Origin of the sequence: Klebsiella sp. 141240, from assembly GCF_050600805.1 — a bacterium.
Lineage (GTDB): Bacteria > Pseudomonadota > Gammaproteobacteria > Enterobacterales > Enterobacteriaceae > Klebsiella > Klebsiella aerogenes.
Genome location: NZ_JAQIRK010000002.1, coordinates 499079 through 519214 on the forward strand (window position 1 = coordinate 499079; position 20136 = coordinate 519214).

Here is a 20136-nt window from a genome sequence, read left to right on the forward strand (position 1 = left end):
CCCAATATTTCTTCTGCGTTATGTCCCTCATGGCGCAGGGAGCGCACAGGGGGCGGCCAGTCGCCGCCGCCCCCTGTACCCCCGGGCTCTGGCCGCCAAAATCGCCACTTCGTGGTACCTTCGACTTATCCCTGCAGGCTTCGGGTCGGGCCGAGGCAGCGTCCTTGCAAAACACGGCCCTCAGCCCGCATCCATGCGGGCTGCCCCGGCCTTCCGGGAACGTCTCAGCGATTTTGAGGCCGCCAACAACGGCAGTTTCAGCAAGCATGGTGAATAAATTAAAGGCAGGCCGCACGGACCGTAGGTCGGGTAAGCGCAGCGCCACCCGACAATATACCGGTGCCGCGAGTAGCCCGGATAAGGCGCAAGCCGCTATCCGGGGGGATAATTAACTGAACAGGGCGGTGATGGAAACGCTGGCGAGCGAATGGAAATGGACATTAAAGCCGACCATCGCGCCGCTCGCCTCGGCATCGACATCAATCTTATCGATATCCAGCGCGTGCACGGTAAAAATGTAGCGGTGGGTTTCACCCTTCGGCGGCGCGGCGCCGCCATAGCCTGCTTTACCAAAATCGGTGCGGGTCTGAATGGCCTCTTCCGGTAGCTCCGCCTGACCGGAACCGGCCCCCTGCGGCAAAACCCGAGTATCGGCAGGCAGGTTGGCTACCACCCAGTGCCACCAGCCGGAGCCGGTCGGCGCATCCGGGTCGTAGCAGGTAACGACAAAGCTTTTAGTTCCCGCAGGGACGTCGTCCCACATCAGATGCGGCGAAAGATTATCGCCATCGTACCCCATACCGTTGAATACGTGACGATTAGGCAGCTTGCCGCCGTCTTGCAGATCGTGACTGGTCAGTTTCATGCTTCATCCTCGTTGATAATGCGCTGATTAACAAAGAAGTGTAGCCTTCCCGACGGCGCAATTCCGCTGTTTATTCGCTAAAAAATGTTTCTTCCCGTACCGCCGCGTTGACCGAACGGGTCAGGCGAGTCAGCTGTTGTGGGCTGATGACATACGGCGGCATCAGGTAAATCAGCCGGCCAAATGGGCGGATCCACACCCCTTGTTCAACGAAAAAGCGCTGCAGAGCGGCCATGTTGACCGGATGACGGGTTTCAACCACGCCAATCGCGCCCAGTACGCGCACGTCGGCGACCCATTCTGACTCTCCTGCCGGAGCCAGTTCGGCCTTCAGCTGGGCTTCAATCGCCGCCACCTGCTGTTGCCATTCGCCGCTCTCCAGCAGGCGCAGGCTTTCGCTTGCCACCGCACAGGCCAGCGGATTGCCCATAAAGGTGGGGCCGTGCATAAAGCAGCCGGCTTCACCATCGCTGATGGTTTCAGCTACCGTTCGGGTGGTTATAGCGGCGGAAAGGGTCATGGTACCGCCGGTCAGCGCTTTACCCAGACACAAAATATCGGCGGAAATGCCAGCGTGTTCACAGGCGAACAGTTTGCCGGTACGGCCAAAGCCGGTGGCAATCTCATCGGCGATCAGCAAAATCCCTTCCCGGTCGCACATTTTACGCACTCGCTTCAACCACTCCGGGTGGTACATGCGCATCCCGCCGGCGCCCTGGACTATCGGTTCGAGGATCACCGCGGCGATTTCGTGGCGATGCGCGGCCATCAGGCGGGCAAACGGCACCATATCCATCTCATCCCACTCGCCATCGAAGCGGCTTTGCGGCGCGGGGGCAAACAGGTTATCCGGCAGGTAGCCCTGCCACAGGCTGTGCATCGAGTTCTGCGGATCGCAGACCGACATCGCGCCAAAGGTGTCACCGTGATAGCCGTTGCGGAAGGTCAGGAAACGACGGCGCGGTTGGCCTTTAGCCTGCCAGTACTGCAGCGCCATTTTCATCGCCACTTCTACCGCCACCGAACCGGAATCGGCGAGGAAAACGCACTCCAGCGATTCCGGCGTCATCGCCACCAGTTGGCGACATAGCGCCACCGCCGACGGATGGGTGATCCCGCCGAACATCACGTGCGACATCTGGTCGATCTGCGCTTTCATCGCCGCATTCAGGCGCGGGTGATTGTAGCCGTGGATCGCCGCCCACCAGGATGACATGCCATCAATCAGCTGTTCGCCGCCGGCGAGGGACAGCTCGCAACCGTGGGCGGAAACCACCGGGTAGACCGGCAGGGGGGAAGTCATAGAGGTGTAGGGGTGCCAGATGTGGCGCCGATCGAAAGCGAGATCGTCCAGTGTCATAAGCGACTTGTAAACCATTTTGAAAACATTTAGGTTTACGAGTATAAACCGAACCGCAAATTAACAAAACCTTTTTGGAGAGGCCAATGGCTCACCACGCACGCTGGACAATGTCGCAAGTTACTGAGTTATTTAATAAACCACTCATCGATCTGCTCTTTGAAGCGCAGCAAATCCACCGTCAGCATTTTGACCCGCGTCAGGTGCAGGTCAGTACGTTGCTGTCGATTAAAACCGGCGCTTGTCCGGAAGACTGTAAATATTGCCCGCAAAGCGCACGCTACAAAACCGGTCTTGAATCCGAGCGCTTGATGGAAGTCGAGCAGGTGCTGGAATCAGCGCGTCAGGCGAAAAACGCCGGCTCGACCCGCTTCTGCATGGGCGCGGCGTGGAAGAATCCCAATGACCGCGATATGCCGTATCTGGAGCAGATGGTCAAAGGCGTGAAGGCGCTTGGGCTAGAGTCGTGCATGACGCTCGGTACCCTTACCGATAGTCAGGCACAGCGCCTGGCCGGCGCGGGGCTTGATTACTACAACCATAACCTCGACACCTCACCGGAATTTTACGGCAACATCATCACCACCCGTACCTATCAGGAACGTCTGGATACGCTGGATAAGGTACGCGATGCCGGGATTAAAGTGTGCTCCGGCGGCATTGTCGGGTTGGGGGAAACCGTGAAAGATCGCGCCGGGCTGCTGCTGCAGTTGGCTAATCTGCCAACGCCGCCGGAAAGCGTGCCAATCAATATGCTGGTGAAGGTTAAGGGTACGCCGCTGGCGGATAACGACGATGTCGACGCCTTCGATTTCATCCGCACGATCGCCATTGCGCGCATCATGATGCCAACCTCCTACGTGCGTCTGTCCGCCGGGCGCGAGCAGATGAACGAGCAGACCCAGGCGATGTGCTTTATGGCCGGGGCTAACTCGATTTTCTATGGCTGCAAGCTACTGACGACGCCTAACCCGGAAGAAGATAAAGACCTGCAGCTGTTCCGCAAGCTGGGGATCAATCCGCAGCAGACGGCGGTGCTGGAAGGCGATAATGAGCAGCAGCAGCGCCTGGAGCAGGCCTTACTCACCCCCGACACAGAGGAATACTACAACGCGGCGGCGCTATGAGTTGGCAGCAACGAATCGATCGGGCGCTGGACGAACGGCGGGCGGCGGATGCTTTCCGCCGCCGCCTGCCGGTAAGCCACGGCGCCGGACGCTGGCTGGAGCGTGAAGGGGAGCGCTGGCTAAACTTCTCCAGTAATGACTACCTGGGCCTGAGCCAGCATGGCGCGATTATCGCCGCCTGGCAGCAGGGGGCGGAACGTTATGGCGTCGGTTCCGGCGGGTCGGGCCACGTTAGCGGCTATAGCGAGGCGCATCGCGCGCTGGAAGAGGAACTTGCCGACTGGCTGGGCTATCCGCGCGCGTTGCTGTTTATCTCCGGCTTTGCCGCGAATCAGGCGTTGATTGCTGCGCTTGCGGAAAAAGACGATCGGATTGTGGCCGATCGCCTGAGCCATGCCTCCCTGCTGGAGGCGGCAAGCCTCAGCCCGGCGCAGCTGCGCCGCTTTACCCACAATGACCCGCAACAGCTCGCTCAACTGCTGGCGAAACCGCTGGACGGCCAGCAGTTAGTCGTTACCGAAGGGATTTTCAGCATGGACGGCGACAGCGCGCCGCTCGCTGATATTCAGGCGGCAGCCCGCAGCGCCGGAGCATTATTTCTGGTTGATGATGCGCATGGAATCGGGGCGATTGGCGATGAAGGGCGAGGAAGCTGTCATACGCAGGTGGTTCGTCCGGAGCTGCTGGTGGTCACCTTCGGCAAGGCGTTTGGGGTGAGCGGCGCGGCGGTACTGTGCAGTGAATCGATGGCCGATTATCTGCTGCAGTTTGCCCGTCATCTCATCTACAGCACCGCGATGCCGCCGGCGCAGGCGGTAGCGTTAAGCGCGGCGTTGCGGATCATTCGTAGCGATGAGGGCCAGCAGCGGCGGGAAATCTTGAGCGCCCGCATCCGTCAGTTCCGCGCAGGAATGGGCGATGTTTCGCTGGGCCTGACCGATTCCCGGAGCGCGATTCAGCCGTTGATCGTCGGCGATAACGCGCGAGCGCTGGCTCTGGCATCCAGCCTACGCGAGGCCGGCTGTTGGGCTACCGCCATTCGTCCGCCGACGGTTCCTGTCGGCGGCGCGCGTCTGCGCCTCACTTTGACCGCCGCTCATCAGGCTGAAGACATTGCGCGTTTACTGGAGGTGCTGCATGGCTACGGTGAATAAGCAGGCGGTGGCCGCGGCGTTTGGTCGGGCGGCCAGCGGCTATACGCAACATGATGAGCTGCAGCGCCACAGCGCCGAATTGCTACTGCGCCAGTTGGCGAAAGGTGATTTCCCCGAGGTGCTGGACGCCGGTTGCGGCCCTGGCAGCATGAGCCGTTACTGGCGCGAAGCAGGAAGCGAAGTTACCGCGCTGGATCTTTCCGCCGGGATGTTGGCGCAGGCGCAACGCAACGGCGCCGCGCAGCATTATCTGCAGGGCGATATCGAAGCGCTGCCGCTGCCGGATGCCTGCTTCGATCTGGCATGGAGCAACCTGGCGGTGCAGTGGTGTGACGAGCTAAGCGCGGCAATCGGCGAGCTGTGCCGGGTGGTGCGGCCCGGCGGGCGAGTAGCGTTCACCACGTTGCTCGCCGGATCGCTACCGGAACTCAATCAAGCGTGGCGGGCAGTCGACGACCATCCCCATGCCAACCGTTTTCTTAGCGAACGGGCGGTAAGGGCGACGCTGAGCGGCCTGCGCGCCGAAGGCGTCGTGCATCAGATTAGCTTACCGTTCGCCGACGCGTTAAGCGCCATGCGCTCGCTAAAGGGGATTGGCGCAACCCACTTACATCAGGGCCGGACGTCTGCGCCGCTTAGCCGCGGCAAGCTGCGCGAACTGCAGCTTGCCTGGCCGCAACAGCAGGGCCAGTGCCCGCTGACGTATCATCTTTTTACAGGAGTCATTGAACGTGACTAAACGTTTCTTCGTCACCGGAACCGATACTGAAGTCGGTAAAACCGTCGCCAGCAGCGCGCTGCTGCAGGCGGCGAATCAGCTGGGATTTAACACCGCAGGCTATAAGCCGGTGGCTTCCGGTAGCGACATGACCGCAAATGGGTTACGCAATGAAGATGCGCTGGCCCTGCAGCGCAATAGCCGGGTGGCGCTGCGCTATGAACAGGTTAACCCTTATACCTTTGCCGAGCCGACCTCGCCGCATATTATTAGCGCCGATGAAGGGCGACCAATCGCCGCGACGACGCTTTCCAACGGCTTGCGCGAACTTGAGCGCCTGGCAGACTGGGTGCTGGTGGAAGGGGCGGGCGGCTGGTTTACGCCGCTCTCGGAAACTCTGACCTTCGCCGACTGGGCGCAGCAGGAGCAATTGCCGGTGATTTTAGTGGTTGGCGTCAAACTCGGCTGTATCAATCACGCGATGCTCACCGCCCAGGCGGTACGCGAAGCCGGGCTGCCGCTCGTGGGCTGGATCGCCAACGATATCCAGCCGCCGGGTAAACGCCATCGCGAATATCTGCAAACCTTAACGCGGGTATTGCCAGCGCCGCTGCTGGGGGAAATTCCCTGGCTTGCCGACGCATCGCAGCGTAAGGAACTCGCGCAGTACCTGGATCTGAGCCCACTGCAATAACCCCCATAAGCCTGCGAGGCGGCTCTATTTTTTGTTGACAGGACGATGAAATGTGGTCCAGGAAACGCAAAAAATCCAGCCGTCTTTAGCTGATAAATATCAAAAAAAATTCGATAATTTTTTTTAGCCGCGGGCTTTGGTCCGATGAGACTTTTCTGCCGGGTGGCAGACCTCGCGGCCTGCAGACAGTTATCCACTATTCCTGTGGATAACCTTGTGTATTAGAGTTAGAAAACTTGCGGTAAGCTAGAGAGTACGCGGCCTGCGAGCAAATTGGCGCGAAACCCGTCTTTTGGTAAATTATGTTTTATTTCAGCAAGTTAAATAAAAGCAATGGCTGTCAGAAAAGTGTCACCGGCTGCCATAAAAGATTCATTACCTTGCTTGACAAATGTTAAATGATAAATGTTTCTGGGGATAACCACACAGGCTGGTGGATTATTCCGCAAAGCGCGCATTTTACGCCCGCCCTCAGAGTACAACGCGTCCGTTTACCGCCATACAATAATGCGATACTGTTTTTATATCCAGTATTATTTATTGGCAAAAGTCAAACTGAAGGGTAGAATTAAACACCTGCTGGCCAATCCCATCTTCAGGTCCTGAAATATGAGCAAACCGTTCAAGCTGCACTCCGCATTCCGTCCTTCCGGCGATCAGCCCGAAGCCATCCGCCGCCTGGAAGAGGGGCTGGAAGATGGCCTTGCGCATCAGACCCTGCTTGGGGTAACCGGTTCGGGGAAAACCTTCACCATCGCCAACGTTATCGCTGATTTACAGCGCCCGACGATGGTGCTGGCGCCGAACAAAACCCTGGCGGCGCAGCTGTATGGCGAGATGAAAGAGTTCTTTCCCGAGAATGCGGTGGAGTATTTTGTCTCCTACTACGATTATTACCAGCCTGAAGCCTACGTTCCGAGCTCGGATACCTTTATCGAAAAAGACGCCTCGGTGAACGAACACATTGAACAGATGCGTCTGTCGGCCACCAAAGCGCTGCTTGAACGGCGCGACGTGGTGGTGGTGGCTTCGGTTTCCGCCATCTACGGTCTTGGCGATCCGGATCTGTATCTGAAGATGATGCTACACCTGACCACCGGCATGCTGATTGACCAGCGGGCGATCCTGCGTCGGCTGGCGGAACTGCAATACACCCGCAACGATCAGGCCTTCCAGCGCGGCACTTTCCGCGTGCGCGGCGAGGTTATCGATGTCTTCCCGGCGGAATCCGATGATATCGCGCTGCGTATTGAACTGTTTGACGAAGAGGTCGAACGGCTATCGCTGTTTGATCCGCTGACCGGCCACGTGGAATCGTCCATTCCACGCTATACCATCTATCCGAAGACCCACTACGTTACGCCGCGTGAGCGTATCGTTCAGGCGATGGAAGAGATCAAAGACGAGCTGGCTGACCGCCGCAAGGTACTGCTGGCGAACAACAAACTGCTTGAAGAGCAGCGGCTGAGCCAGCGCACTCAGTTCGACCTCGAAATGATGAACGAGCTGGGATACTGCTCGGGAATTGAGAACTACTCGCGCTTTCTCTCCGGCCGCGGGCCGGGCGAGCCGCCGCCGACGCTGTTCGACTACCTGCCGGCGGATGGTCTGCTGGTTATCGATGAATCGCACGTGACTATCCCGCAAATCGGCGGTATGTACCGCGGCGACCGGGCGCGTAAAGAGACGCTGGTGGAATATGGCTTCCGCCTGCCGTCTGCGCTGGATAACCGGCCGATGAAGTTCGAAGAGTTTGAAGCGCTGGCGCCGCAGACTATCTACGTTTCGGCGACGCCGGGCGCCTATGAGCTGGAAAAATCCGGCGATGAGGTGGTAGATCAGGTCGTCCGCCCAACCGGGCTGCTGGATCCGGTCATCGAGGTGCGGCCGGTGGCGACGCAGGTCGACGATCTGTTATCTGAAATCCGTACCCGTGCGGCGATTAATGAGCGCGTACTGGTGACGACGCTGACCAAACGCATGGCGGAAGATTTAACCGAATATCTGGAAGAGCATGGCGAGCGGGTGCGCTATCTGCACTCAGATATCGATACCGTCGAGCGCATGGAAATTATTCGCGATTTGCGTCTTGGCGAGTTCGACGTGCTGGTGGGTATCAACCTGCTGCGTGAAGGGCTGGATATGCCGGAAGTATCGCTTGTGGCGATACTTGATGCCGATAAAGAGGGTTTCCTGCGTTCCGAGCGATCGCTTATCCAGACCATCGGCCGCGCGGCGCGTAACGTGAACGGCAAGGCGATCCTTTACGGTGATAAAATTACGCCATCGATGGCGAAGGCGATCGGTGAAACCGAACGCCGCCGCGAGAAGCAGCAGCGTTATAACGAAGAGCACGGTATTGTGCCGCAGGGGCTGAATAAGAAAGTGGTCGATATTCTGGCGCTGGGTCAGAACATCGCGAAGACCAAAACCAAAGGCCGCGGCAAAGCCCGTTCTCCGGTGGAAGCCGATAGCGTCGAACTGACGCCGAAAGCGCTGCAGCAGAAGATCCACGAGCTGGAAGGGCAAATGATGCAGCACGCGCAGAACCTTGAGTTTGAGGAAGCGGCACAGATTCGCGATCAATTGCATCAGCTACGCGAACTGTTTATTGCGGCATCGTGAGGGCGATACGGGGAACGGTTAAAAAATGGCGGCAATGCGTAATTTGCAATTGCCGTCACGCTATTTTCTTAGGATCTTAATGTTGGCTTAATTTTCTTCAGCCAAACTATCCTCAGTTTAATGAGGATAGCGCCATGCAAAAACTGACCAACCGTGAATATCTGGCCATTGCGACCGCCTTTGTGATAGTGGTCGCCTTCTTACATCAATGGGTATTAACCTTCTGACGCGAACTGCGTGGGAACAGCACCCAGGCGCGGACGCCCGGTCCGGGTTGACGGTTATGTAAAAAGAATTGCGCATCGTGCAGTTGAGCGATGCGGGTGACAATGCTTAAACCGAGACCTATTCCACCATAGCGGCTATCCATACGGACAAACGCTTTACTCAGTTCGCCGCTCTTGGCCTCATCAATGCCCGGCCCTTCATCTTCAACTGCCAGAATCGGCGTATTTCCCGGTTTTACCGAAATCTTAATCTTCGACCCCACGGGGCTATAGCGGTGCGCATTCTCCACCAGATTGCGTAAAATCACCCGCGCTAACGTCGCATCCCCGGAAATGAGATCCTCGCCGGCGCCGCTTTCTATCTCCAGCGTCTGCTGGCGCGCTTCGAGCATTGTTTTCAGCTCATCCTGCAGAGGCTCCACCACATCTTCGTGCAAATGCACCTGCTGGTAACTCCCGGCGGAAAACGACTGCCCGACGCGCGCCAGTTGTAGCAGCTGCGAAATGCTGTTGGTCATCTGATCGAGGCGTTGAATTAACGGATCAACGCTGACGCCGTGAACCTTCGCCAGCAGTTCCAGATGCAGGCGCAGCCCGGCAAGAGGGGTACGAAGTTCGTGGGCGACGTCGGCGGTAAACAGACGCTCGCGATCGAGCGTCAGGGTCAGCCGCGACACCAGTTGGTTAATCGCCATGGTTACTGCGGTTACTTCCGGCACCGACTCCTGCAGAATAATGGGTTGCAGATTATCCGGCGTCCGGCTTTCCAGCTCGCTCTGCAGATTTGATAGCGGACGGGTGATTTTCTTCACCGCCACCAGGCTGATATACAGCGCCAGACCGATGATCAGCAGGCTGGGCACCAGCAGGCTGGCGACCGCCTCGCGTACCTCATGCTCGACGTGCCTTTGATTGTTATGACCCTCAATGGCGCTGGCAACCAGCAGCTGGATTTGCTCTTTGCTTTCATGCCATAGCCAAAATACGCTGATCAGCTGGCAGACCACCAGAATCGCGCCGATGGTCAGCAGCAGGCGGTGGCGCATGGTCCAGGTTTCGGTCGCAAACAGTGCCATAGCGTTATTCTGACTCCGTATTATTCACCAGCATGTAACCAAAGCCGCGGACGGTGCGGATCCGCGCTTTACCAATCTTGTCGCGCAGATTATGGATATGCACTTCGAGGGTATTGGTGGCCGGTTCGTTATCCCAGCTGTAGATATCATTGTAGAGAATTTCGCGATGCACCGGGCTGCCGGCCTTCATCATCAGGCGCGAGAGCAGGGCATACTCTTTTGGCGTCAGCTCCAGCGATTCGCCGGCCAGCCACACCTGACGGCGGGTAACATTAAGGCGCAGGTTGCCGACGGTCAGCTCATTATCGCCCTGATTATTATGGCGACGCAGCAGCGCGCGAATACGGGCGTTGAGCTCTTCAAGCGCGAAAGGTTTCACCAGGTAATCGTCAGCGCCGGTATCCAGCCCGCTGATGCGGTCGCCCACGGTATCGCGAGCGGTGAGGATGAGCACCGGCTGGGTGAATTTCTCCCGGCGCATACGCGCCAGGAAATGCAGACCGTCTTCATCCGGCAGGCCCAGGTCGAGCACCACCAGACTGTAATGGTTGCTGGCTAACGACAGCGCGGCTTCGTGCGCGGTGGCGACGCCATCGCAGACGTAGCCTTCGCTTTGCATGGCCAGGATTAACCCTTGTAACAGGAGCGCATCGTCTTCAATGACTAAGATTTTCATCTGCCGGTCTCTCTACATGGCGTTAAAAGGTCGTCTTTTGCCTGATACTCGCGGGTGTCTACCCCGAGCAGGCCAAGCAGGGTAGAGAACAGATTATCTTGAGAATAATCGTTCGTCTTAGCCTGTTGTTGCAAACACTGGCTGGATACGCCATAGCGTTGCTGATAATCCGGCGACAGCCACAGCAGCATCGGCACGTGTTTTTGCGTGTCCGGCGCTATGGAGTACGGCAGACCATGTAAATACACGCCGTCTTCACCCAGCGATTCGCCGTGGTCAGACAAATACACCAGACTGGTGGTAAATTTATCCTGTTTTGATTGCAGCAATTTTATCGCTTTATCAACTACATAGTCGACATACAAAATGGTGTTGTCGTAGGTATTGGTCAACTGTTGTTGCGTACAACTTTGGATTTCATTGGTATCGCATGTCGGAGTGAATTTTTTGAATTCAGCCGGATAGCGGTTGTAGTAGGTTGGGCCATGGCTACCAATGGTGTGCAGAACGATAATGCCATCCTGCTGTAAATTATCGATATAGCTATCCAGATTATGGAACAGCACGTCATCGTAGCACTCGCCATCAATGCACTGGCCGCTGAGGTTCAGGTTGGTGACGTTTTGGTGCGGCACGCGGTCGCAGGCGCCTTTACAGCCGCCATCGTTGTCGTTCCACAGCACCTGTACACCGGCGCGTTGCAGAATATCCAGAACGCCTTCCTGATGGTGCGCCAGTTCTTCATCGTAATGCGCGCGCGGCATATTGGAGAACATGCAGGGGACGGAAACCGCGGTTGCGGTGCCGCAGGAGGTGGTTTTCGGGAAGTACACCACATCGTCCTGCTTCAGACGCGGGTTAGTCTCGCGATCGTAGCCGCCCAGCGAGAAATTCTCGGCGCGTGAGGTTTCTCCAAGCACCACGATGGTCAGATTTTTACGCGCGCCGTTATGCATCACCGCTTTCTGTTTGGCATCTTCGCCAATCTTCACCAGCGGCAGGTTATCCATCCGATTATGCGCATACCATGAGTTCAGCGCCACAATGCTGTTGGATGGACTCAATGATTTCACCAGCTCTTTATTGTTACGGAATACCGACGCGTAATCTTTGTAGAACAGCGCCGCCACCAGCACAATGAGCAGCGCTGAAACGGCGATATTGAGCAGGCGCATCGCCGCGCCGCGCCAGAAAGAGGCCGGTTTGCGAATTTTAATCCACCAGGCGACCAGAACCATCAATATCCCGGAGAGACCCAGCACGATGACCATTTTCGTCGACAGCAGGGCAAAACTTTCCGCAGGCGTCGTATCGAAGATATTAGCGATCATCGAACGGTCAATCACCACGCCGAAGGTCCAGATAAAGTACTGCGCCGAGGCGCTCAGCAGAATAAACAGGCTGATGACCACCCGGTCGAGTTTTAAGAACGAGGCGAGGGTGGTGATGATGTTCATCACGCAAATTGCCACGATCGGCATGCTGAGGAAAACCAGCCAGTTATGGAGATTGTTTACCGGCAGTAGCGGGAAAACCTGGCGATAAAAGGCCAGGTTAAGAAAGATACCGATATAGCAAGCAAAGAGAATCAAATAAGCCGTGCGGCCGAGTACCGGCCGACGTAAAGAAATAAACGACATAACGAATACCCGTAGTAGGAGATGCTCGTTATGTTGACAGCGTTATTTTAAGACAACCTTAAGATTTTAATCTGAGGCGTCATCTTGTTTAAAAGGGGGCCGGTTGAGGATTAACCTAATGCCTGAATAGCGTGTTCCAGCGCCTGGCGCAGCAGCACGCGGTCATGACGATAGGTGACATCGCTGGCGTCCAGCGCGGTCTGAATCACCAGTCGTTCTTCCATACCCTTAACATCGGCTTTCGGCCCGACGATGGCGGCATCAATCACTTTTTTGCCGACGTAATGTTCCAGAATAGTCATTCTGTCCGCCAGCGTCAGATTGGCGGCTGGGCTATGTTCCTTACCCAGGTTATCGATAAACACCATGGGCGCCGGGGTCCGCCGCAGCGCCTGGGCCATTTCGTCGAGCAGTAAAATCGGCAGCAGGCTGGTGTAGAAGCTCCCTGGCCCAATCAGGATCAGATCGGCCTCGGCGATGGCCTCAACCGCTTCGCGAGTCGCCGGCACCGGTGGGCTGAGCATCAGTTCCTGAGGAACGTGATCCAACTGATCGATATTCACTTCGCCATACACTTCATGGCCTTCATGATCGAGCGCCACCAGATCGACCGGTTGTTCCGACATCGGAATCAGGAAAGCATCCACTTTAAGCAGATTTCTGATCAAATTGATCGCCTCTAAAGGCCGCACGCTCAGGTGATCCAGCGCCTTTAACATCAGATTTCCGAGATTATGCCCGGAAAGCTCGCCATTGCCGCCAAAACGATACTCAAACATCGCGGAAGCGACGCTGGGTTCGGCGATTAATTGATTAATGCAGTTGCGCATATCGCCCCAGGCGATCCCCCCTTCCGAGCGGCGAATTCGCCCCGTTGATCCGCCGTTATCGGTGGTGGTCACGATGCCGGTCAGGCGTGAGCCGAGCGACGAGAGCGACGACATCACCCGCCCCAAACCGTGGCCTCCGCCAAGGGCGACGACGCGGTCCAGATCGGCGAAAGTGCGATTGCGCATACGAATTCCTTCTGTTCAATGTTCGGGTTTAGCGTCTCCGATCTACCCCTAAAAGATAATGCCCGGTTTCCGTCAAACTGACCGATATCAATGTTAAAGTGTGATTTTTGGCTATTCTGTACTGAAAATGCAAGATATTAGCGATATATAGATGATTATATAGCGAAAATGAAAATGGCGAAACCATCGTGAAAGCGCTACTATCGGCATAACCCACTAACACTCTAGCCTTAGTACCTGTGTCGCAAGATATGGTGCTCTGGCCGCGGCAGCCGCGCTGTCGCCAGGGCGTGGAAAGAAATGACCACGCCTCCCGTACTTGGAAAGGTGTATATGGCCTCACAGCTTACTGATGCATTTGCGCGTAAGTTTTATTACTTGCGCCTGTCGATTACCGACGTGTGTAACTTTCGTTGCACCTACTGCCTGCCGGACGGCTACAAGCCCGGCGCCGTGACCAACAAGGGCTTTCTTAGCGTAGACGAAGTGCGACGCGTCACGCGCGCTTTTTCCGCCCTGGGCACGGAAAAAGTCCGCCTTACCGGCGGCGAACCCTCTTTACGTCGCGACTTTACCGAGATTATTGCCGCCGTGCGTGAAAACAGCGCGATTCGTCAGATTGCGGTGACCACCAACGGTTATCGTCTGGCGCGCGATGTCCAACGCTGGCGCGATGCCGGGCTGACGGCGATTAACGTCAGCGTTGATAGCCTCGACGCTCGCCAGTTCCATGCCATTACCGGTCAGGATAAATTCCAACAGGTGATGGACGGCATTGACGCTGCGTTTGCCGCCGGCTTTGAAAAGGTAAAGGTCAACACCGTGCTGATGCGTGATGTCAACCATCACCAGCTCGATACCTTCCTCGCGTGGATCAAACCACGTCATATTCAACTGCGTTTTATTGAGTTAATGGAAACCGGCGAAGGCAGCGATCTGTTCCGCCGCCACCATATCTCCGGCATGGTGCTGCGTGATGAACTGCTGCGCCGCGGCTGGATCCATCAGATCCGTCAGCGAAGCGATGGCCCGGCACAGGTCTTTTGCCATCCGGATTACGCCGGCGAAATCGGCTTGATCATGCCGTATGAAAAAGACTTCTGCGCCACCTGTAACCGACTTCGCGTCTCATCCGTTGGCAAGCTGCACCTGTGTCTGTTCGGCGAAGGCGGCGTAGACCTGCGCGACCTGATGGCCGAGGACGAGCAGCAGGCCGAGCTGGAAGCGCGGATAGCCGAAGCCTTAACCCATAAAAAGCAGACCCATTTCCTGCACCAGGGCAACACCGGTATTACGCAGAACCTGTCGTATATTGGCGGATAATCGTTTTCGAAAGGAGCATTCAGATGAGCCAGGCTAGCGCTGAGTTTATCCCGACCCGTATTGCTATTCTTACCGTTTCCAACCGTCGCGGCGAAGAGGACGATACCTCCGGCCACTGGCTGCGCGATGCGCTGCACGAAGCGGGACATACCCTCGTCGATAAGGCGATTGTGAAAGAGAACCGCTACGCGATTCGCGCCCAGGTCTCGGCGTGGATTGCCAGCGATGAGGTGCAGGTGGTGCTGATCACCGGTGGCACCGGTTTTACCGACGGCGATCAGGCGCCTGAGGCGCTGTTGCCGCTGTTTGATCGCGAGGTCGAAGGTTTTGGCGAAGTGTTCCGTATGCTTTCGTTTGAAGAGATTGGTACCTCGACGCTGCAGTCCCGCGCCGTTGCCGGCGTTGCCAACCGCACGTTGATTTTCGCCATGCCGGGTTCGACCAAGGCCTGCGCCACCGCGTGGGAAAATATCATCGCGCCGCAGCTGGATGCGCGCACTCGCCCGTGCAACTTCATTCCTCATCTAAAGAAATAGTTTATGTCACAACTGACCCACATTAACGCCGCGGGCGAAGCCCACATGGTTGACGTCTCCGGCAAAGCGGAAACGGTGCGTGAGGCGCGCGCTGAGGCTTACGTCGAAATGCAGGCCGCAACGCTTGCGATGATTATCGACGGCAGCCACCATAAAGGCGATGTATTCGCCACCGCGCGTATCGCCGGTATTCAGGCTGCGAAACGTACCTGGGAGCTGATCCCGCTGTGTCATCCGCTGATGCTCAGCAAAGTAGAAGTGAACCTGCAGGCGCAGCCGGAACATAACCGCGTGCGCATTGAGTCACTCTGCCGCCTGACCGGTAAAACTGGCGTAGAAATGGAAGCGCTGACCGCGGCCTCGGTTGCCGCGCTGACTATCTACGATATGTGTAAAGCGGTACAAAAAGATATGGTGATTGGTCCGGTACGTCTGCTGGCGAAAAGCGGCGGCAAGTCCGGCGATTTTAAGGTGGAGGAAGCCCATGATTAACGTCCTGTTTTTTGCCCAGGTGCGCGAACTGGTTGGCACCGATACCCTCACACTCGACGCCAGCGAATTGCCGACCGTTGAAGCCGTGCGTCAGCAGCTTGCCGCGCGCGGAGACCGCTGGGCGCTGGCGCTGGAAGAAGGAAAATTGCTGGCGGCAGTCAACCAGACGCTGACCTCGTTTGACCATCCGGTCGCGAGCGGCGACGAAGTGGCGTTTTTCCCGCCGGTCACCGGGGGCTAAGATGACGCAAACTCGTATCGTGGTTAGCCCGGCGCGCTTTTGCGTCGGCGATGAGTATCCGTGGCTGGCCGAGCGCGATGAAGACGGCGCGGTGGTCACCTTCACCGGCAAAGTGCGTAATCATAATCTCGGCGACAGCGTGAAAGCGCTGACGCTGGAGCACTATCCGGGCATGACCGAGAAATCGCTGGCGGAAATCGTCGAACAGGCGCGGGAGCGTTGGCCGCTTGGCCGGGTGACGGTTATCCATCGCATTGGCGAAATGTGGCCGGGCGAAGAGATTGTTTTTGTTGGCGTGACCAGCGCCCACCGCGGCAGCGCCTTCGCCGCCGGAGAGTTCATTATGGATTACCTGAAAACCCGCGCGCCGTTCTGGAAACGCGAGGCGACGCCGGAAGGCGAACGCTGGGTCGATGTCCGCGACAGCGATCATCAGGCGGCAGAGCGCTGGTAGTGTGATACGCTTACTGAGAGAAACTTGTTAATCAGGAGATAGTCATGGACAGATTCCCTCGTTCCGATTCCATTGTTCAGAGCCGCAGCGGCCTGCAGACCTATATGGCGCAGGTTTACGGCTGGATGACGGTCGGGTTGTTGTTAACCGCGTTTATCGCGTGGTTTGCGGCGAATACCCCGGCGGTCATGATGTTCGTCTTTTCAAGCAAAATCACTTTCTTCGGGCTGATTATCGCCCAACTGGCGCTGGTGTTTGTGCTCTCGGGGATGGTGCAGCGCTTAAGCGCGGGTATGGCAACGACGCTATTTATGCTTTATTCGGCGCTGACCGGGCTAACGTTAGCGAGCATTTTTATCGTTTATACCTATTCGTCTATCGCCAGCACTTTTGTGGTCACTGGCGGTATGTTCGGGGCGATGAGCCTGTATGGTTACACCACCAAGCGCGATCTGAGCGGCTTCGGCAGCATGCTGTTTATGGGGCTGATCGGTATCGTGCTGGCGTCGTTGGTTAACCTGTGGCTGAAGAGCGAAGCGCTGATGTGGGCGGTAACCTACATTGGGGTGCTGGTGTTCGTCGGCCTGACCGCCTACGACACCCAGAAGCTGAAAAACATCGGCGAGCAGATTGATACCCGCGATAGCGCCACGCTGCGTAAATACTCGATTCTCGGCGCTTTAACGCTGTATCTGGACTTTATCAACCTGTTCCTGATGCTGCTGCGTATCTTCGGCAACCGCCGTTAATATCATCCCGGATAGCGGCGCGATGCGCCTTATCCGGGCTACCAATCCAGGCAATCCGCAAAAATGTCGCCCGGTAAGCGCAACCGGGCCGTTTCATCCGCGGGCCAGCTTGCGTTCGTTCTTCTGCCGCAGCTTTTTCGCCCGACTCTCCAGTACCAGATAGGCGACGGTCGCCAGCAGCAACGGCAGAAAATAGTACAGCGCGCGCCACGCCAGCAGAGCGGCAATTATCGCCCCCTTCGAAATCGACTCGCCGGAGAGCATGGCGATAAACACCGCCTCCAGCACGCCAATTCCGGCGGGAATATGAACGATCACGCCGGCGATACTGCTCACCAGCAACACGCCCAGCACCAGAAAATAGTTAATCTCGCTGCCCAGGAGCAGCCAGATAATCGCCCCCATCACCATCCAGTTCGCCGCGGAAATCCCTATCTGTAGTAGAGCGAAACGAAAAGAGGGCAGCACCAGCCGCTGCCCCTTAATCGTCATGTGGCGGCGTTTAGCGAAGGCGCAAGCGAAAAGATAGAGCAGGGTAAAAAGCAGCAGAACGCCGCCAATAATACGTAACGTAGTTTGACTGATGTACCAGTGCGGCGGCAGCGTCACCAGATTCGCGGTGAATATGACGCCGCCCAGCAGAATATAGCCCAGCCAGTTGGTGGTAATGCTAAGCGAGAAAATACGGGTAATGGTGCTGCCGTTCAGCCCTAGCCGCGAGTATAGCCGATAGCGCATTCCGATCCCGCCAACCCAGGTGCTCAGCGTCAGGTTAAAGGCGTAGCAGATAAACGATACCAGCATCACCTGTTTTTTTGCCAGCTTATGGCCGCACCAGGCGCGCCCGAGCAGATCGTAGCAGCCATAAATCAGGTAGCTGACGATAACCAACCCAACGGCGCTAAATAGCGCCAGACGATCGTAGCCGCGGATAACCTTCCATACATCCTGCCAGTCGACCTTTTGCGCGTAAATCACCAGCAATACGATGACGGCGATAAAAAAGAGCACGGTCAGCACTCTTTTCGCCATCCGCCAGCGGGGATGCGATTTGCTCATAGCGGATTGTCTCTGGTTTGCGTTTCTACCCGATCCTGGGTTTCAATTTCCGGCTGCACCGGCGGGCTGACCCTGGCCAATTGCGGGGTGTGCGCCGGCAGCCAACCGACCCAGGCGGGGAAGTGGCGCAGAAAGTGGAACGCCAGTACGCTGACGCCGAGCCGCCACCAGTTGCGTTTTGGCAGCATGGATTTATCTATTTGCTGGCAGTCCCTGGCGATAAGGCCGTTGAGGTTATCGCGCAGGGTCTGGTTGAACTCGCGGTCGTGGATAATCAGATTGGCCTCCAGATTCAGCGACAGACTCAGCGGGTCGAGGTTACTGGAACCGACGGTGGCCCAGTGGTCGTCCGCCAGCGCTACCTTGCCATGCAGCGGACGTCGGCGGTATTCATACACCTGAACGCCGCCTTTAATCAGGTAGTGGTACAGCAGATGGGCGCCAAACTTAACAATCGGAATATCCGGCTCGCCCTGGACAATCAGCTTGACCCGTACGCCGCGCCGGGCGGCATTGCGCATGGCGTGCAGCAGACGGTAGCCGGGAAAGAAATAGGCGTTGGCGATGATGACCTCGCGGCGGGCGCTGGTCAGCATCTTCAGATAGTGACGTTCAATATCGTCACGATGTTCGTGATTATCACGCCAGATAAACAGCGCCTGCGCTTCGCCAGGGGTTTGGTTAATTTCCGGCTGATGGCGACGGCGACGCCACCAGCGGCGGGCCTCCTCGCTGGTGGGCAGGTTCTCCAGCTCGAATTGGAGAATATCGAGCACCACCGGCCCCTCAACCTGCACGGCATAATCCTGTTTCGCCTCCGGACCGTAATCGCTCATGTGCTCGGCAGAGTAGTTGATGCCGCCGACAAACGCCGTTGTGTCGTCAATCACCACGATTTTTCGATGCATGCGGCGGAATAAATTGGTACGCATACCCATTAGCCGCGGGCGCGGATCGTAGTAGCGGAAGACCACGCCAGCGGCGGTGAGTTCGCCGACGAACTCATCGCTGAGATCAGGCGAGCCGTAGCCGTCGAGCAGCACTTCCACCTGAATACCGCGGCGGGCGGCTTTCAGCAGCACCGCATGCAGGCGCCAGCCCACCTCATCTTCAAACCAGATAAAGGATTCAAGGATCACCTTGCGCTGCGCGCGGCCAATGGCGGCGAATAACGCCGGATAATACTGGTCGCCATTCTCCAGTAGGGTAATACGATTGCCTTCCTGCCAGCGACATTTCACAGATGTATCTCCACGCTCAGGGGCGCATGATCGGACAGATGCCGCCAGTGTTTAAGCGCCAGCGCTTTCGGATGGCTGGCATGAGCATTCTTAACGTAAATACGATCGAGTCGTAGCAGCGGGAAAGCGACCGGAAAGGTGCGTAGCGGCCGCCCGCGGGCGCGGGTAAAAATCTCCTCAAGCCCTGCCTGCGCTTTTAATGGCTGATTAGCCTGCTGGCGCCAGTCGTTGAAGTCGCCAGCTACTACCACCGGATCGTCTGCCGGTAGCGTGTTGACCCATTCCGCCAGCATCGTTAGCTGTGCCTGCCGCTGGTGCGTGCGAAGACCGAGATGCACGCAGATGACGTGGATCGTCACGCCGCTGTGCGGAGGTACGATGCGACAGTAAAGCAGGCCTCGTTTTTCGCCATTGCCGACCGAAATATCGCGATTTTCATAGTATTCAATGGGAAAGCGCGACAGTACGGCATTGCCGTGATGACCCTCGGGGTAGACCGCGTTGCGCCCGTAGGCGTAATCGCTCCACATGGTGTCGGCAAGAAACTCGTAATGGGTGGTATCAGGCCAGTTTTCGATATGCAAAGGGTGCACTTCGTGCGCGCCCATCACTTCCTGTAGGCAAACTATGTCGGCGCTGACGCTGCGAACGGCCTCGCGCAGTTCGGGCAAAATAAAACGCCGATTAAACGCCGTAAAGCCTTTATGAGTGTTAATTGTCAGCACGTTCACCGAAATTCGCGACGTTGGCTCAGCCATAATTCTCCAGTTAATGTCACTTTCCTGAATAAAATAGTGTAGTAGACGTCACAAAAAGATGCGGTGATACGGAATTTTCCGTAAAGTGCGGTACTCTGAGTAGCA

Annotated in this window: 20 protein-coding genes and 1 riboswitch; of the genes, 11 read left to right on the forward strand and 9 right to left on the reverse strand. The window is 57.0% G+C overall.

Annotated elements, in window-relative coordinates:
- Positions 1–388 precede the first annotated feature (388 nt).
- The gene (locus PGQ95_RS05415; protein WP_430917198.1) at positions 389–865 is read right to left on the reverse strand and encodes a kinase inhibitor; all 477 of its coding nucleotides are present in this window, start codon (positions 863–865) and stop codon (positions 389–391) included.
- Positions 866–935: 70 nt separating this feature from the next.
- Positions 936–2225, reverse strand: a complete 1290-nt coding sequence (gene bioA / locus PGQ95_RS05420) for an adenosylmethionine--8-amino-7-oxononanoate transaminase (RefSeq protein WP_430917200.1) — start codon at positions 2223–2225, stop codon at positions 936–938.
- A gap of 86 nt (positions 2226–2311) precedes the next feature.
- On the opposite strand from bioA, the gene bioB reads away from it, so the two are divergent.
- The 5 genes from bioB (at position 2312) to uvrB (ending at position 8543) form a co-directional block, all read left to right on the forward strand.
- Positions 2312–3352 (forward strand): biotin synthase BioB, encoded by a 1041-nt coding sequence (gene bioB / locus PGQ95_RS05425; protein WP_008805734.1) that lies wholly within the window; start codon positions 2312–2314, stop codon positions 3350–3352.
- Positions 3349–4506, forward strand: coding sequence for an 8-amino-7-oxononanoate synthase (gene bioF / locus PGQ95_RS05430; protein ID WP_430917202.1), 1158 nt, complete (start codon positions 3349–3351; stop codon positions 4504–4506). Before bioB ends, bioF begins: the two co-directional genes overlap by 4 nt.
- The gene (gene bioC, locus PGQ95_RS05435) at positions 4490–5245 is read left to right on the forward strand and encodes a malonyl-ACP O-methyltransferase BioC (protein WP_430917204.1); all 756 of its coding nucleotides are present in this window, start codon (positions 4490–4492) and stop codon (positions 5243–5245) included. Before bioF ends, bioC begins: the two co-directional genes overlap by 17 nt.
- Entirely contained in the window at positions 5238–5918 is a 681-nt protein-coding gene (gene bioD / locus PGQ95_RS05440; protein ID WP_113373895.1) for a dethiobiotin synthase, read from the forward strand. Before bioC ends, bioD begins: the two co-directional genes overlap by 8 nt.
- A gap of 609 nt (positions 5919–6527) precedes the next feature.
- On the forward strand, positions 6528–8543 hold the full coding sequence (gene uvrB, locus PGQ95_RS05445; RefSeq protein ID WP_087860040.1) for an excinuclease ABC subunit UvrB: 2016 nt from the start codon (positions 6528–6530) through the stop codon (positions 8541–8543).
- 205 nt (positions 8544–8748) lie between these two features.
- On the opposite strand, the gene pmrB is transcribed toward uvrB, so the two are convergent.
- The 4 genes from pmrB to yvcK form a co-directional block, all read right to left on the reverse strand.
- Positions 8749–9846: a two-component system sensor histidine kinase PmrB gene (pmrB, locus tag PGQ95_RS05450; RefSeq protein WP_113373896.1), complete on the reverse strand. Its 1098-nt coding sequence runs from the start codon at positions 9844–9846 to the stop codon at positions 8749–8751.
- 4 nt (positions 9847–9850) lie between these two features.
- On the reverse strand, positions 9851–10522 hold the full coding sequence (gene pmrA / locus PGQ95_RS05455) for a two-component system response regulator PmrA (protein ID WP_032705592.1): 672 nt from the start codon (positions 10520–10522) through the stop codon (positions 9851–9853).
- The gene (eptA, locus tag PGQ95_RS05460) at positions 10519–12162 is read right to left on the reverse strand and encodes a phosphoethanolamine transferase EptA (protein WP_213317777.1); all 1644 of its coding nucleotides are present in this window, start codon (positions 12160–12162) and stop codon (positions 10519–10521) included. The genes pmrA and eptA overlap by 4 nt, the downstream gene beginning before the upstream one ends.
- Positions 12163–12272: 110 nt before the next feature.
- Entirely contained in the window at positions 12273–13178 is a 906-nt protein-coding gene (yvcK, locus tag PGQ95_RS05465) for a uridine diphosphate-N-acetylglucosamine-binding protein YvcK (protein ID WP_087860037.1), read from the reverse strand.
- 208 nt (positions 13179–13386) lie between these two features.
- Positions 13387–13524, forward strand: a riboswitch (molybdenum cofactor riboswitch).
- Between yvcK and moaA the strand changes: the two genes are divergently transcribed.
- The 6 genes from moaA to PGQ95_RS05495 all read left to right on the forward strand — a co-directional run bounded on the left by moaA (position 13512) and on the right by PGQ95_RS05495 (position 16973).
- Positions 13512–14501, forward strand: a complete 990-nt coding sequence (moaA, locus tag PGQ95_RS05470) for a GTP 3',8-cyclase MoaA (RefSeq protein ID WP_271032222.1) — start codon at positions 13512–13514, stop codon at positions 14499–14501. Its footprint overlaps the riboswitch before it by 13 nt.
- A gap of 23 nt (positions 14502–14524) precedes the next feature.
- Entirely contained in the window at positions 14525–15037 is a 513-nt protein-coding gene (gene moaB / locus PGQ95_RS05475) for a molybdenum cofactor biosynthesis protein B (RefSeq protein ID WP_015367606.1), read from the forward strand.
- 3 nt (positions 15038–15040) lie between these two features.
- Positions 15041–15529, forward strand: a complete 489-nt coding sequence (moaC, locus tag PGQ95_RS05480; protein ID WP_015367605.1) for a cyclic pyranopterin monophosphate synthase MoaC — start codon at positions 15041–15043, stop codon at positions 15527–15529.
- Positions 15522–15770, forward strand: coding sequence for a molybdopterin synthase sulfur carrier subunit (gene moaD / locus PGQ95_RS05485; protein ID WP_015367604.1), 249 nt, complete (start codon positions 15522–15524; stop codon positions 15768–15770). Before moaC ends, moaD begins: the two co-directional genes overlap by 8 nt.
- Position 15771: 1 nt before the next feature.
- A complete protein-coding gene (gene moaE, locus PGQ95_RS05490; protein ID WP_430917206.1) occupies positions 15772–16224 on the forward strand; it encodes a molybdopterin synthase catalytic subunit MoaE in 453 nt (150 codons plus the stop codon).
- 44 nt (positions 16225–16268) lie between these two features.
- The gene (locus PGQ95_RS05495; RefSeq protein ID WP_015367602.1) at positions 16269–16973 is read left to right on the forward strand and encodes a Bax inhibitor-1/YccA family protein; all 705 of its coding nucleotides are present in this window, start codon (positions 16269–16271) and stop codon (positions 16971–16973) included.
- A gap of 93 nt (positions 16974–17066) precedes the next feature.
- Here the strand turns inward: PGQ95_RS05495 and PGQ95_RS05500 are convergent, their stop codons facing one another.
- The 3 genes from PGQ95_RS05500 to PGQ95_RS05510 are packed head-to-tail and all read right to left on the reverse strand — an operon-like array spanning position 17067 to position 20031.
- Positions 17067–18032 carry a lysylphosphatidylglycerol synthase domain-containing protein gene (locus tag PGQ95_RS05500; RefSeq protein WP_047049149.1) on the reverse strand — a complete coding sequence of 322 codons (966 nt, stop codon included), beginning with the start codon at positions 18030–18032 and terminating at the stop codon, positions 17067–17069.
- Positions 18029–19273 carry a cardiolipin synthase ClsB gene (gene clsB, locus PGQ95_RS05505; protein ID WP_113373900.1) on the reverse strand — a complete coding sequence of 415 codons (1245 nt, stop codon included), beginning with the start codon at positions 19271–19273 and terminating at the stop codon, positions 18029–18031. Before clsB ends, PGQ95_RS05500 begins: the two co-directional genes overlap by 4 nt.
- Positions 19270–20031: an endonuclease/exonuclease/phosphatase family protein gene (locus PGQ95_RS05510; protein ID WP_087860032.1), complete on the reverse strand. Its 762-nt coding sequence runs from the start codon at positions 20029–20031 to the stop codon at positions 19270–19272. The genes clsB and PGQ95_RS05510 overlap by 4 nt, the downstream gene beginning before the upstream one ends.
- Positions 20032–20136 lie beyond the last annotated feature (105 nt).